At 48.4% G+C, this 13,955-nt stretch carries 11 protein-coding genes; 6 read left to right on the forward strand and 5 right to left on the reverse strand.

From position 1 onward, the window contains the following. Positions 1 to 249 precede the first annotated feature (249 nt). Positions 250 to 816 (forward strand): hypothetical protein, encoded by a 567-nt coding sequence (locus AC5FXQ_RS16880; RefSeq protein WP_493603587.1) that lies wholly within the window; start codon positions 250 to 252, stop codon positions 814 to 816. A 4-nt stretch (positions 817 to 820) separates the two neighbouring features. On the opposite strand, the gene AC5FXQ_RS16885 is transcribed toward AC5FXQ_RS16880, so the two are convergent. From AC5FXQ_RS16885 to AC5FXQ_RS16905, 5 genes are all read right to left on the reverse strand, one after another. Beyond that, on the reverse strand, positions 821 to 1,603 hold the full coding sequence (locus AC5FXQ_RS16885) for a pentapeptide repeat-containing protein (protein ID WP_493603588.1): 783 nt from the start codon (positions 1,601 to 1,603) through the stop codon (positions 821 to 823). A gap of 84 nt (positions 1,604 to 1,687) precedes the next feature. Continuing rightward, on the reverse strand, positions 1,688 to 1,897 hold the full coding sequence (locus AC5FXQ_RS16890; protein WP_493603589.1) for a hypothetical protein: 210 nt from the start codon (positions 1,895 to 1,897) through the stop codon (positions 1,688 to 1,690). A gap of 139 nt (positions 1,898 to 2,036) precedes the next feature. Then, a complete protein-coding gene (gene lpdA, locus AC5FXQ_RS16895; protein WP_493603590.1) occupies positions 2,037 to 3,440 on the reverse strand; it encodes a dihydrolipoyl dehydrogenase in 1,404 nt (467 codons plus the stop codon). Between the two features lie 101 nt (positions 3,441 to 3,541). After that, entirely contained in the window at positions 3,542 to 5,113 is a 1,572-nt protein-coding gene (odhB, locus tag AC5FXQ_RS16900; RefSeq protein WP_493603591.1) for a 2-oxoglutarate dehydrogenase complex dihydrolipoyllysine-residue succinyltransferase, read from the reverse strand. Positions 5,114 to 5,233: 120 nt separating this feature from the next. Continuing rightward, positions 5,234 to 7,990 (reverse strand): 2-oxoglutarate dehydrogenase E1 component, encoded by a 2,757-nt coding sequence (locus AC5FXQ_RS16905; protein WP_493603592.1) that lies wholly within the window; start codon positions 7,988 to 7,990, stop codon positions 5,234 to 5,236. Between the two features lie 277 nt (positions 7,991 to 8,267). Here AC5FXQ_RS16905 and AC5FXQ_RS16910 point away from each other — a divergent pair, with 277 nt between their 5' ends. From AC5FXQ_RS16910 to aspA, 5 genes are all read left to right on the forward strand, one after another. Further along, positions 8,268 to 8,747: a very short patch repair endonuclease gene (locus AC5FXQ_RS16910; RefSeq protein ID WP_493603593.1), complete on the forward strand. Its 480-nt coding sequence runs from the start codon at positions 8,268 to 8,270 to the stop codon at positions 8,745 to 8,747. 77 nt (positions 8,748 to 8,824) lie between these two features. Next, positions 8,825 to 10,552 (forward strand): M28 family metallopeptidase, encoded by a 1,728-nt coding sequence (locus AC5FXQ_RS16915; RefSeq protein ID WP_493603594.1) that lies wholly within the window; start codon positions 8,825 to 8,827, stop codon positions 10,550 to 10,552. 316 nt (positions 10,553 to 10,868) lie between these two features. Beyond that, positions 10,869 to 11,093 (forward strand): hypothetical protein, encoded by a 225-nt coding sequence (locus tag AC5FXQ_RS16920; RefSeq protein ID WP_493603595.1) that lies wholly within the window; start codon positions 10,869 to 10,871, stop codon positions 11,091 to 11,093. A gap of 129 nt (positions 11,094 to 11,222) precedes the next feature. Then, positions 11,223 to 12,407: a ribonuclease D gene (locus AC5FXQ_RS16925; RefSeq protein ID WP_493603596.1), complete on the forward strand. Its 1,185-nt coding sequence runs from the start codon at positions 11,223 to 11,225 to the stop codon at positions 12,405 to 12,407. A gap of 32 nt (positions 12,408 to 12,439) precedes the next feature. Next, the gene (aspA, locus tag AC5FXQ_RS16930; RefSeq protein ID WP_493603597.1) at positions 12,440 to 13,849 is read left to right on the forward strand and encodes an aspartate ammonia-lyase; all 1,410 of its coding nucleotides are present in this window, start codon (positions 12,440 to 12,442) and stop codon (positions 13,847 to 13,849) included. The last annotated feature ends 106 nt before the right edge of the window (positions 13,850 to 13,955 follow it).

The raw sequence follows: 13,955 nt of genomic DNA on the forward strand, positions 1-13,955 counted from the left end.
TATAGTGTTAAGTTTTCTGAATCTTATACCTACAGCGACATTGTATCGATTGACAGGTATAGTTTATCTATCAACCAATTACTGTTTAACAGGCAAGCTTCAATTACCTCTACTCTTATTTAAGTTATAACGAAACTCAATACACGACTATTTTACCGTGCTCATCATAAAGATGAAAAAGACGCTCGTTAGGTTGCCTGTGTGTTGTATATTTTTTGCCAACGGTACCCTCCCCTCCGTAGAAGAGTTATGCGATACACGGATATACCTGCCCCTATCCTCTTCCATCCGCTCAAGCATCACCTGGGCTACATCCGGGAATTCATAGTGGCGCAGGCAGCTGCGGCGGAATCAGTACTTACCGCTCAGCTCAAAACAATAGGCAGCTCGCAGCTCGACCTATACCTGGGTGAGCTTTCGGCACAGCAAATCGCGGCAGAGACTATCGCATACCTGCAGGCGCAGCAGGTGATTACCCCAGATGCTTACCGGCTATACCTGTCAGGCAGCGCTTCCGATTACCAGTTGGTTTCTTTGTCTGATGGAAGCCAGTGGGTGCTGCGATGGGGTGTAGCCGAGAGAAGGCATGTGCACCTGCACCCGGCAAGGTATAGCCGACACACCATTAGGGTTAAGGCTAATACACTTAAAACAGCTGTTGCAGCACGTCTGGCAGCTCAGAAACGCAAGCAGCTACCGTTGAACTTGCAATTAATCAACCAGGTCCGTGCCCAGTGGCTTGAGTTGGCACCTATACCTGCTTATCAGCCCAATAGCACAATGGCAAAACTACTCCATTTGCTGGATAGTCAGTAAACTTTCAGTTCACCAGATCAACACGGGAGACTTTCCGGTTATTGACTTGTGTGTACTTAAAGTCTTCATCACCCTTAAACACGGCTTTTTGTAAGTGCATGTTGTTGCCTACTTTGGTATACTTAAAGTTAGCCAACCCTCTGAAGCTTGCCGCCTTGAAGTCAGCGTCATTGCTGAACTTCGCATACTTAAAGTTTGCCTCTCTTCTGAAGGAAGCACCCCCGAAATTTGTTGCATCAGGGAAATCCACATACTTGAAGTTAGCCTCTTCCGTAAACTTCGCATTGGTAAAGTCAGCTGATCTGGAGAATTTGCTATACTTGAACAAAGCCTCGTGCTGGAAGCTGCTGCCTGCAAACGATACGTCGTCTTCGAACTTAGAGTACTTGAATGCACTGTACGCCTCAAATACACAATTCTCAAAGCGCACCGCCTTATCGAAGTTTGTGTTGAATATCTCGTTTTTCCTGTTGAATAACTTTACATCCTGATTGTCCGGGTTGTAATAAGCCAGCACATCATCTTTGAAAGTGCAGTTGATAAAAGTCAGGGGCACTTTCACTGTGCTGATGTACTCATTTGTGCTATACTTATTGTCAGCTTTTTTCTCAAGGCGCATGTTTTCCAGATTCGTCAGGTCCAGTACACCCACGATCACAGCATTCTTGTAAGTGACGGCTTCACCACGGTTTATCTTGTCAATGATTTCGGAAGCATTCACTCGGGTTTGTGCCCACGTTAGGAAAGGAATTGCTAACAGGAAGAGGAGTAAAAATGATTTTTTCATGGTTTAAGGTATAAGTATTGAGTTGAACATCAGCTTATACCCCTTAGATGAAGTAAGCAACCAGATGGTTGCCTGACAAAATAATTATTCATCCAAAAGCTGCATGATGGTACGCGCCACGATCCAGAAAATCAGGAAAACAAACAGGAAGACCCCAGAAAAGGTAAGTACTTTCTCCAACAGATTGGTGCAGAGTAATTGACAGGTATAGCTTGCTACCAGGAACGGTAGCAGAACACCGAGCCCCATCATGATTTTTAATGCTTTGTCGAAGGGTTGCTGCGGCTCGTTCATAGCTATACTTGGTTCAATTTTTCATATTTTAATACAACGCAAAACCTTGAAGTATAGTTATCATCACTATATAGTCATAAAAAAAGCAGCACCTCCCTCCCCGGGTGATGCTGCTTCTACATTACGTATGTAACCCGTCTTATATGTGCAATGCGCGGTTTTCAGTCGCAGCCAGGCAAGCCTCTTTGATAGCCTCTGTATAAGTTGGGTGCGCGTGGCTCATGCGGGAGATGTCCTCGGCCGAAGCACGGAACTCCATCGCCACCACAGCCTCTGCAATCAGGTCGGCGATACGCGGCCCGATCATGTGCATGCCCAGGATCTCGTCTGTTTCTTTGTCAGCCAGCACCTTCACAAAACCGTCTGTGTCCATCGACGCCTTGGCGCGACCAGATGCTTTGAACGGGAACGAACCTGTCTTATAGGCACGGCCCTGCTCTTTCAGCTGCTCTTCGGTATAGCCTACACCCGCCACTTCCGGCCAGGTATACACCACACCCGGAATCAGGTTGTAGTTGATGTGCGGTTTCTGCCCTACGATGGTCTCTGCCACGAACACGCCTTCTTCTTCGGCTTTGTGTGCCAGCATAGCGCCACGTACCACGTCACCAATGGCGTAGATACCCGGCACATTGGTTTCCAGGTGATCGTTCACGGCAATCATACCGCGTTCACCCATTTGCACACCTGCATTCTCCAGACCAAGTCCTTCGGTATATGGCTTGCGGCCTACCGATACCAGCACGTAGTCACCGTCAAACGTAACAGTTTCGCCTTTTGGATTCTCAGCTGTCACAGTCACTGTTTCACCTTCGTTGGTAGCGCCGGTTACTTTGTGGTTGAAGAAGAACTCGAAGCCCAGTGTTTTCTTAAGCACACGCTGCAGCTCTTTACCCAGCGCACGGTCCATCGTCGGGATGATGGCGTCCATGTACTCAACTACCTGCACTTTCGTGCCCAGACGGGCATACACAGAGCCCAACTCCAGACCGATCACACCGCCACCGATCACGATCATTTTCTTTGGCACCTCTGTCAGCGACAAGGCCTCAGTTGAAGTGATGATGCGCTTCTTATCGATTGGCAGGAATGGCAGCGCGGTAGGTTTAGAACCTGTCGCGATGATCGTCTTGTCAGTTTCGATCTGCTGTTCCTGACCGTCTATACCTGCGATCTTGATGGTGTTCTTGTTTACAAAAGAACCCAGTCCGTAGTAAGTGTCGATCTTATTTTTCTTCATCAGGAAAGCGATACCGTCGTTGTTCGACTTCACCACCTCAGCCTTGCGTTTGATCATCTGCTGGATGTTCACCTGCAGGTCGTTCAGCTCGATGCCATGCTCCTTAAAAGTATGGGCCGCATTGTGATAGTGCTCTGATGAGTCAAGCAGTGCTTTAGAAGGTATACATCCTACGTTCAGGCAAGTACCACCCAGTACATTATATTTCTCAATGATAGCAGTCTTCAGGCCCAGCTGTGCGCAGCGTATAGCCGCCACATACCCGCCAGGACCAGAACCGATTACGGTAACGTCGTATTTCATCTTTTTCTATTTTATGGCAGAGAAAACTCTGCGTTACTTACTGGTTAAAAGAAAGGAGGAGCAAACACGTTCGCTTACCCCTCCTCCATTATCTCAATAAATTATACGCCAAGCAATAAGCGCATCGGATCTTCCAACAGTTCCTTCACGCGCACCAGGAAGCTTACAGACTCACGGCCATCGATGATACGGTGGTCGTAAGATAGGGCCAGGTACATCATCGGGCGGATCTCTACTTGTCCGTTTACAGCAACAGGGCGCTGCACGATGTTGTGCATACCAAGTATAGCCGACTGCGGCGCGTTGATGATTGGCGTAGACATCATAGAACCAAACACACCACCGTTGGTGATGGTGAAGGTACCGCCTGTCATCTCGTCAATTGAAAGTTTCCCATCGCGTGCTTTCTTGGCCAGACGGATCACTTCTTTCTCAATGCCATCCAGCGTAAGTTGCTCCGCGTTGCGGATAACCGGCACTACCAGACCTTTTGGAGAAGATACAGCGATAGAGATATCGCAGAAATCGTTGAACACCATGTCATTGCCATCGATCATGGCGTTAACAGCTGGCCACTCCTGCAGGGCTACAGTACAGGCCTTCGTGAAGAAGGACATGAAACCAAGGCCTACTTCGTGCTTCTCTTTGAACTTGTCTTTGTATTTAGCGCGGATGTCCATGATCGGCTTCATGTCTACCTCGTTGAAGGTAGTCAGCATAGCCGTTTCGTTTTTCACCTGCACCAGACGACGAGCCACTGTTTTGCGCAGCGAGCTCATTTTCTCACGTCGCTGGTTGCGGTCACCTGAAGCGGCTGGTGCAGCAGCTTCCTGCTTGCCAGCTGGAGCCGAAGCGGCAGCAGGCTGTGCCGCAGGTCTTGCCTGAGCGCCCATCGCGTCTTCTTTCGTAATACGACCGTCGCGACCTGTACCTTGCACATCGGCCGGATTGATGCCTTTCTCAGAAAGGATCTTGCCGGCAGCTGGCGATGGTGTGCCTGAAGCGTAAGTCTGTGCACCAGATGGAGCGGCAGCGGCTGGCTGAGAAGCCTGCTGTGCGCCTGGAGCACTCGGCTGCGCGGCTGGCTTAGATGCACCTGCACCAGCACCTGCTACGATGCGGCAAAGCAATCCACCAATCTCTACCGTATCGCCTTGTTGAGCTACGATCTGCAATGTACCGGCGGCTTCGGCTGGTAACTCAAATGTCGCTTTGTCAGACTCTAGTTCTGCGATTACCTCGTCCATTTCTACGTGGTCGCCTTCGTTCTTCAACCAGCTGGCGATTGTTACTTCTGTGATAGACTCGCCTACCGTTGGCACGCGCATCTCTACTGTTTCGCCAGCGCCTTGTGCAGCGGCAGGAGCAGAGTCCTGTGCAGCCGGAGCAGCGGCTTCTTGTTTAGCGGCAGGGGCAGCTGGTGCACCACCGGCTTCGCCGTTTTGCTCGATGCGGCAGATCGTGGCGCCCACATCAATGGTGTCGCCTTCCTGCGCAACGATGCGTAAAATGCCTGCGGCTTCAGCGGGCAGTTCGAAGGTGGCTTTGTCAGATTCCAGCTCAGCTATCACCTCATCCATCTCCACACGGTCGCCGTCTTTCTTTAGCCACTGGGCTATGGTCACCTCGGTGATCGACTCACCTACAGCAGGCACTTTAACTTCTAAGCTCATATTTTTTTATCAATTATGAATTACAGTTTTGAATTACGAATCATCAATGATTAATGACGAATCAATAGTGATTAATTACATCTCACTGATCATTCGTCATTAATCACTAATCATTATTAATTAGATCGCGAATGCTCTTTCAACCAGCTCCAGCTGCTCTTTGCCGTGGATCTTATTGTAACCAGTTGCAGGCGAAGCACTTGGCTTACGTGCCACTACATCTTCTATGCCATTGCGCATGATACGCAGGATGTACATCCAGCCACCCATGTTCTCCGGCTCTTCCTGTACCCAGTATACCTTGGCATTCTTGTACTTCTTCAGCTCAGCCTCTAACTGCACTTTCGGGAACGGCGCCAGCTGCTCCATACGGATGATGGCCACATCCTTGCGCTTGTTCTTCTGCTGCTCTTCCAGCAAGTCGAAGTACACCTTACCAGTGCAAAGCAGCACTTTCTTCACTGACTTGGCCGAAGCGTAGCTGTCACCGATCACTTCTCTGAAACCGCCTTTGGTGAATTCCTCTACCGGAGAAACCACGTTCGGATGACGCAACAACGACTTCGGCGCCATGTTGATAGCCGGCTTGCGGAATGGCAGTGCCAACTGACGACGCAGGAAGTGGAAGAAGTTGGCAGGTGTTGTGATATTGGTCACATACATATTATTCTCAGCGGAAAGCTGTAAGAATCGCTCAGGACGTGCGTTGGAGTGCTCTGGCCCCTGGCCTTCGTAGCCGTGCGGCAACAGCATTACCACCCCGTTCATGCGCTGCCACTTAGACTCAGTAGCAGCTATAAACTGGTCGATCATCACCTGCGCACCGTTGGCAAAGTCACCAAACTGTGCTTCCCAGATTACGAGCGCATTCGGGTTAGCCATGGCATAACCAAACTCAAAGCCCAGCACACCATACTCCGACAGCAGGGAGTTGTATATCTCCAGCTTCACCTGGTCCTCCTTAATGTGGTTCAGGTTTGTATAAGGTGCGCTGGTGTTGGCATCGCGTAGTACGGCGTGGCGGTGCGAGAACGTTCCGCGCTGTACGTCCTGCCCGCTCAGGCGTACTACTTTTCCTTCGGCCAGGATGGAGCCGTAAGCCAGCAACTCGGCAGCAGCCCAGTTCAGCTGACGGCTCTCAAAGAACATATCCTTACGCTCTTTCAGCAGTTTCTCAATCTGCTTCAGCGGCTTAAAGCCTTGCGGCACATTAGACAGTGCTGTACCTACCTTCTGAATTACTTCTTCGGATATACCTGTTTCAGGCGACTGGTCGAAGTCTCCCGGCTTGGAGCGGCGCAGCTCCTTCCACTCCTTCTCCAGTGTCTGGTAGTTGTAAGGAAGTGGCTTCTGCTTCACCATGTCCAGGCGATCCTGCAGCATCTGACGGAATTCCTTGTCCATCGACTTGGCCAGCTCAGCGTCGATCTCGCCGTGGCTGATCAATTCTTTGTTGTATACCTCGCGTGGGTTCGGGTGCTTCGAGATCAGGTTGTACAGGTGTGGCTGCGTAAACTTCGGTTCGTCTGCCTCGTTGTGGCCATGACGACGGTAGCACACCATGTCGATAAAGATGTCGTTGCCGAACTTCTGACGGTATTCTGTTGCCAGGCGCACGGCAAATACCACTGCTTCAGGATCGTCGCCATTTACGTGCAGCACTGGCGCATCAATAATTTTGGCTACGTCAGTAGAGTAGATAGAAGAGCGGGCATCTTCGAAGTCAGTCGTGAAACCAACCTGGTTGTTGATCACAAAGTGGATGGTACCGCCTGTCTGGTATCCATTGAGCTTGGCCATCTGCGTTACTTCATACACGATGCCCTGACCTGCTACAGCCGCGTCACCGTGTATCAGAATCGGCACGATCTGCTTCGGATCGCGGTCGTACATGCAGTCGATCTTGGCACGCACGAAACCTTCCACCACCGGGTTTACCGCCTCCAGGTGCGATGGGTTTGGCGCCAGCTTCAGGTTCACTTTGTTACCGGATGGGGTATCTACTTCAGAAGAGAAGCCCATGTGGTATTTCACGTCGCCATCGCCATAGGTCAGGTCAGGAACGGCTGTACCTTCAAACTCAGAGAAGATCTGCTCATAGGTTTTGCCCATGATGTTGGCCAACACGTTCAGGCGACCACGGTGCGCCATACCGATCACCACCTCTTTTGCGCCTAGCTCAGAGGCCTTGTCGATAATGGCATCCAGAGCAGGTATAGTGGTTTCGCCACCTTCCAGGGAGAAACGCTTCTGACCTAAGAATTTTGTATGCAGGAAGTTTTCGAATACAACCGCTTCGTTCAGTTTAGAAAGAATGCGCTTTTTGTACTCGATGCCTGGGTTAAAGGAAATGAATTCCTTCTCGATCTTATTTTGTAGCCAGGTCAGCACTTCCGGGTCGCGGATGTACATGTACTCATAGCCGATTGGGCCTTCGTAAATCTTCTGCACGGCCGCCACGATGTCGCGCAGTTTGGCAGGTCCGATACCGATGATTTCGCCTACCTGGAAAACCGTGTCCAGATCAGCTTCTGACAAGCCGAAGTCCTTCAGGTCCAGCAGCGCTTTGCGGTCTTTGCGCTCACGTACCGGATTGGTCTTAGAGCGTAGGTGCCCGCGGCTGCGGTAAGCATATATAAAGTTGCGAACAGCTACTTCTTTGTCTGATTCGCCGGCTGCAACCGCAGCTTTGGCAGGTGCGGCAACCGGGGCTTCCGCTGTTTCATGGCCGTTCTCGTTGTAGGCAGTTGAGAACTCATAGCCTTCGAAGAATTTGCGCCATCCGAAGTCTACCGACTCAGGATCCTGCTGATAAGCTTTATACAGCTCGTCAATGTAGGCTCCGTGCGCATTTGCGATATAGGTATATTTATCCATAACTAATGTTTACGGCTGTGTGTAAAGGCAAAGTTAAGAGTATTTATAAGAATTCAAACTTTAGGCATTCGCATAAGCAAATGCAGCTCTTTATCAACGCTATACCTTCGCATACACTATTTATATATAGGGTTGAATAATAAAGTGACTAATTGTGTCACCAATCAAATTTATGCGTCCAAGGCGTGCTTTATGTTGTTTTCAAATGAATCCTGCCGTTATCAGGCACTTTCAACACCGGCTGTTTGTTAAAAACTGACATAAGTGCCCTTAAAAATTGGCCGCCAGAAAAAAAGTCAAGAAGTATAGAGAAACGCCTGCTCCGCTCACTGCCCGTGAGAAGGTGAGCAAATACATGCGCGGAAACAAAAGCCGTGATACGCAACCAGAGCTTCTGCTGCGTCGTGCCCTTTGGCAGAACGGCCTCCGTGGATACCGGGTCCATTGGCGCAGAGCCCCAGGCAAGCCTGACATCTGCTACCCGTCCCGCCGACTGGCAATTTTTGTACACGGCTGCTTCTGGCATCGCTGCCCTCATTGCCAACCGGCGTTACCAAAATCAAACCTACGATTCTGGGAAGAAAAGTTTATCAATAATCAGTTGCGCGACGAACGCTACAAAACGCAGTACCGGGAGGCCGGCTGGCAGCGGGTGGTTGTATGGGAGTGTCAACTGTACCAGGACCTCGCATCCTGCCTCAGCCTGATCAAAACACTGCACCGCGGTGTTCCTGCTAGCTGGGAAATAGCAGCCTGATCGAAATCCGGCAATCCGTAACCAACGGTATGAATAAAAGTATTATCTTCAGTACCTTAACATACCTACATAACCCTATGAAAAAAGATATGATCGGCCTGGCTTTGCTCAGCCTGGTAGCTCTTGGCTGCAACGAAAACGCCAGGGAAGTAGCGGACAGCGATGGCGAGCGCACTGCTGTCGCCGGTGATACGACCGGTTTGCTTGCAGCCCAGCAGCATATCAACGCAAATGACCTCCTGCAGCACATCCGCGTGCTCGCTTCCGATGAATTTGAGGGCCGCAGTCCCGGCACTGCCGGCGAAGACTCTACTGTAAACTACCTCACCCGCGAATTTCAGAAGCTGGGCTTGCAACCCGGCAACCCGGACGGCACCTTTGTGCAAAACGTCCCCATGTTTGGCTTCACCGCACAACCCCGAGCAAACTTTACAGCAGGCGGCAAAACAATCAATCTTTCCTTTCCGGATGATTACGTAGCTGTATCACGCCGCTTTGTTCAGGATGTGAATGTGAACAACTCCGATCTGGTATTCGTGGGCTACGGTATAGTGGCACCCGAGTATGGCTGGGACGACTATAAAGGTGTGGATGTAAAAGGCAAGACCATCGTCATGCTCATCAACGACCCGCCTATACCTAGCCCGAATAATCCGGAGCAGTTGGACAGCACCTTGTTTGGCGGCAAGGGCATGACCTACTACGGTCGCTGGACCTATAAGTATGAGATAGCTGCTGAGAAGGGTGCTGCCGCTGCCATCATCATCCATGAGACCGGCCCCGCAGGCTACCCTTACGAAGTGGTGTCCGGAAGTTGGAGTCGCGAGAACTTTGATATCAGCAACGCGGGCAAGAACATGGACCGTATTGCTGTCGAGTCTTGGATAACAGAAGAAAAGGCACGAGAGCTCTTTGCAGCTTCTGGCAATAACTTTGAAAAACTAAAGAACGCTGCCGCTCAAAAAGGCTTTAAGCCTGTACCACTAAATGCCAAAGCAAACTTCAGGATCAAGAATCAGCTGCGGGAAGTAGAATCGCGAAATGTGATTGCCAAGTTGGAAGGATCTGATCCGGAACTCAAAGACGAGTACGTGGTATACACGGCACACTGGGACCACTTGGGTAAGGATGAAAAGCTTCAGGGTGATCAGATCTATAATGGCGCTATGGACAATGCCAGTGGCACAGCAGGCCTGATCGAGCTGGCAAAGGCTTTTACCCAATTACCCGAAAAGCCTAAGCGCTCTATCCTTTTTCTGGCTGTGACTGCTGAAGAAAAAGGTTTGCTCGGCTCTAAATACTATGCGTCCAATCCGCTCTACCCACTAAACAAAACACTGGCCAACATCAACATGGATGTACTCAACCCCTACCACCCTACAGAAGATGTGGTAGTGATTGGGTATGGTAATTCTGACCTGGAAGATATACTGGCTGAGGAGGCCCGCACACAGAACCGCCGTATCGTTCCAGAAGCATCTCCTGAGAAAGGCTCTTTCTATCGCTCTGATCATTTTGAATTTGCCAAACAAGGCGTACCAGCTCTTTATGCCAAATCAGGTATAGTTGCCCGTGATCAGGCTGCAGATTTTATTACCAAAAAGCAGGAGCAGTACACAGCTGAGCACTACCATAAAGTGAGTGATGAGGTGTATGATGACTGGAACCTGGATGGCGCTGTAGAAGACCTGCAACTTTACTTCCGGGTGGGCTACCGTGTGGCAAACGGTACTTCCTATCCAGCATGGCGCGAAAAATCTGAGTTCAGAGCAAAGCGGGAGAAGTCCTTAGCTGAAGTGCAATAGCTGAAAGGAGCCGTGCTGCAAATTCAGCAGGGCCCCTTTTTTAATGACTTTTATAAAGGATTAATGCTCTTGCCTTCATCAGCCCCGCAAGGACATACTCATAAATAAAATCTTATTTTATACTAAAGCCACTATAATAGACCTAAAGCTATACTTAGCGAAATATTTTCTATTGACCCTTTTAAAATATTGCTTTACAGCTCAATACAAGACATTCACAGGAATTGCTACAAAAAAAAATAATCTTCAGGGTTACCTTTCCGTATAAACCGAATAAATAAGTACAAATTTACTTGTTTAACAAAATTTGAAAATCATGAAAAAGACAATAAAATTTGCATTTGCTGCATTCGCTTTCTTTGCTTTCACAGCTTGTGGTTCTGAGAACAACACAGCTACTGAAACTGACCGTATTGATGAGGTAGAAACCTCTGACATGGATGCAGATATGAACATGGAAGCCGATACTACTACGGTTATGGATACAACCGTAAATGACGGTGTAGCAGACGAAATTCCAGAAGAAAGACCTATTCAATAATCTACATAGATTTACTTAACAAAAGCCCCCTTTCAGCGTGCTGGAAGGGGGCTTTATTATACCTGCCTTACAGAAGAAAAATAGCATTAGACGTATGGATATGGCTTAATACTTGTTTAAATTTAGCCAATGGAAAAATTATCTTTAGAAGAAGACGGCGTGGCAATTGAGCTGATAGCCTCTGATGCAGACCTGCGCCAGGCTATACAGCAATTAGAGCAGTGTGGCGAACTAGCCGTTGACCTTGAGTTTGATCAGAACCGCTTTACCTATGGCTTTAACCTTTGCCTGATCCAGATCGCTGACGGCAAAGGAAACTGCTTTATAATTGATCCTTTTTACATTGATGATCTGACGCCATTTTTCCAGCTAATGGAAAATCAGGCCATTACAAAAATCATTCATCACTCTAATAACGACATCCTGCTACTCGACAAGATGGGATGCTCCGTTAAAGGTATAGTTGACACCGATGTTGCTGCCAAGATCCTAAACTATGAACGCTCTTCATTGGCTACCGTGCTTAAAGAGGAGTTTGGTAAAGAGATTGATAAGTCACAGCAGTCCAGCAACTGGAATAAGCGTCCTCTTACTGAAGACCAGCTTCGCTATGCGGCTATTGATGTAATATACCTGCATAAAATAAAGGCCAAGCTACTCCAGGAAATTGAAAAGCAGGGTCGTATGCACTGGCTTGAAGAAGAGAACCATCTTTTGGAGCAGCTTAAGTATACCGAATCAGAAAACCCACACTTGCGTCTGAAACACTCGTACCGTCTTAACTATTACCAACAGTATCTCCTTAAGGGCCTCTATGCCTTCCGGGAAAGCATGGCCCGACAGTTTAACAAACCAGCCCATTTCGTTATCCCGAATGATGCGCTTGTCGAATTAGCCAACAATCCGAACGCTGACCTACATGAATGGCTGAACCATACAAGAGGTATACACGGCAATCTGAAAAAGCCAAAGAATGAGCGCATGCTACAGGATGCGCTGCAGGATGCTAAGGACGCAGCCAAGGCCAACCATATCAGCCATGATTATCCTGAGCATCGCTTCCAAAGGCCATTGCGCACTCCTGAAACAGAACGTCGTAAAGAGCTCATGACTGCTGTGCAGAAAGAAATTATCGCCAGGTATGGGGAATACGCCTCTAAGCTGATCATTAACCAGAGCCTGATTACGGACTATAGTCAAAATGGAAAGTTGCGTTGCACAAAGAAATATGCGAGCGACATAGTATTGGAGGTTGCACAGGATCTAGGTATAGAAATACATGTCTCCACGGCTCCTCAGCAGATGGGAGAGTAAATAAATTCGCTTTAAAGAATACATCATATAGCATGGACAAAGTAAGGATTGAACACGACTTCCTGGGAGAAAAAGAAATTCCCAGCGAAGTATACTATGGAATTCAGACGACGCGCGCTCTAGAAAACTTTCATATCACAGGTATACCTATATCGAAGGAGCCTCTTTTTATAAAGGCTTTTGCCTATGTAAAAAAAGCAGCGGCTCTTGCCAATCACAAGTGTGGTGTGTTGAGCAAAGAGGTAACTGATGCTATCGTTTACGCCAGCGACAAGCTGATTGCCGGTGAGTACCTGGATCAGTTTGTAACTGACATGATTCAAGGTGGCGCTGGTACTTCCGTGAATATGAATGTTAATGAAGTAATTGCCAACATTGGATTAGAGTACCTAGGACATGCAAAGGGAATGTACAACATACTTCATCCTAATAATCATGTGAACTGCTCGCAATCCACAAACGATGCATACCCAACAGCATTCAGGCTCGCTCTTTATTGGAAAATCCAGGCCTTTGTCGAAAGCCTGGAGGCTTTACAGCAATCATTTGGTCGCAAGGCTGATGAATTTAAGGAGGTGCTGAAGATGGGGCGCACCCAACTGCAGGATGCTGTGCCTATGACTTTAGGAGCTGAGTTCCACGGCTTCTCTACTACGATCCGGGAAGACATTCAGCGCCTACATGAAGTAAAGATGCTGATCTGTGAAATAAATATGGGGGCTACAGCAATTGGCACTTCCATTAATGCACCTGCAGGCTACCCTCAGTTGGTAACTGACATACTAAAAGAGATATCAGGAGTACCTGTAGTGCTTGCAGAGGATTTGATCGAGGCCACCTGCGATACAGGAGCCTATGTACAAGTATCTGGTGTGATGAAGCGCTGTGCCGTGAAGGTATCAAAGATATGTAATGACTTACGCCTACTCTCCTCAGGTCCGCGTGCAGGCTTAAATGAAATTAATTTACCTCGTATGCAGCCAGGTTCATCTATTATGCCAGGCAAGGTGAACCCTGTTATACCAGAAGTAGTAAACCAAACGGCTTATTATGTAATTGGGGCTGACATGACGGTTACAATGGCAGCGGAGGCTGGCCAGTTGCAACTAAACGTAATGGAGCCAGTCATAGCTTACAGTCTCTTCAATTCATTGACATTTCTGGAGAACGCCTGCTATACCTTACAGAGCAAGTGCGTTGACGGCATCACGGCGAATGAAGAGATCTGTCGCAACATGGTGATGAACAGCATTGGCATTGTTACTTCTCTAAACCCAATACTTGGATACGAAGAGTCTGCATCAATCGCTAAAGAGGCGCTAGCTACCGGCAAATCTATCCATGAAATAACTGTATTGGAGCGAAAGCTGATTACACAGGCTAAATGGGATGAAATCTTCTCTATGGAGAACCTGATCAACCCTAGATTCATCAACATATAGTTTTTATATACCACCAACAAAAGAGGGGCTGCATAAGTTATGCAGCCCCTCTTTTGTTTTATCTCTTAATATTAAGGTCAATAGACATTACATGTATCAGGTCCAG

Source organism: Pontibacter sp. LHS1 (assembly GCF_058932855.1).

What these genes read in the sequence shown, in the direction of transcription:
- AC5FXQ_RS16880 (WP_493603587.1), top strand. Translation starts at nt 250, where the DNA reads ATGCGATACACGGATATACCTGCCCCTATCCTCTTCCATCCGCTCAAG.
- AC5FXQ_RS16885 (WP_493603588.1), bottom strand. Translation starts at nt 1,603, where the DNA reads ATGAAAAAATCATTTTTACTCCTCTTCCTGTTAGCAATTCCTTTCCTA.
- AC5FXQ_RS16890 (WP_493603589.1), bottom strand. Translation starts at nt 1,897, where the DNA reads ATGAACGAGCCGCAGCAACCCTTCGACAAAGCATTAAAAATCATGATG.
- lpdA (WP_493603590.1), bottom strand. Translation starts at nt 3,440, where the DNA reads ATGAAATACGACGTTACCGTAATCGGTTCTGGTCCTGGCGGGTATGTG.
- odhB (WP_493603591.1), bottom strand. Translation starts at nt 5,113, where the DNA reads ATGAGCTTAGAAGTTAAAGTGCCTGCTGTAGGTGAGTCGATCACCGAG.
- AC5FXQ_RS16905 (WP_493603592.1), bottom strand. Translation starts at nt 7,990, where the DNA reads ATGGATAAATATACCTATATCGCAAATGCGCACGGAGCCTACATTGAC.
- AC5FXQ_RS16915 (WP_493603594.1), top strand. Translation starts at nt 8,825, where the DNA reads ATGAAAAAAGATATGATCGGCCTGGCTTTGCTCAGCCTGGTAGCTCTT.
- AC5FXQ_RS16920 (WP_493603595.1), top strand. Translation starts at nt 10,869, where the DNA reads ATGAAAAAGACAATAAAATTTGCATTTGCTGCATTCGCTTTCTTTGCT.
- AC5FXQ_RS16925 (WP_493603596.1), top strand. Translation starts at nt 11,223, where the DNA reads ATGGAAAAATTATCTTTAGAAGAAGACGGCGTGGCAATTGAGCTGATA.
- aspA (WP_493603597.1), top strand. Translation starts at nt 12,440, where the DNA reads ATGGACAAAGTAAGGATTGAACACGACTTCCTGGGAGAAAAAGAAATT.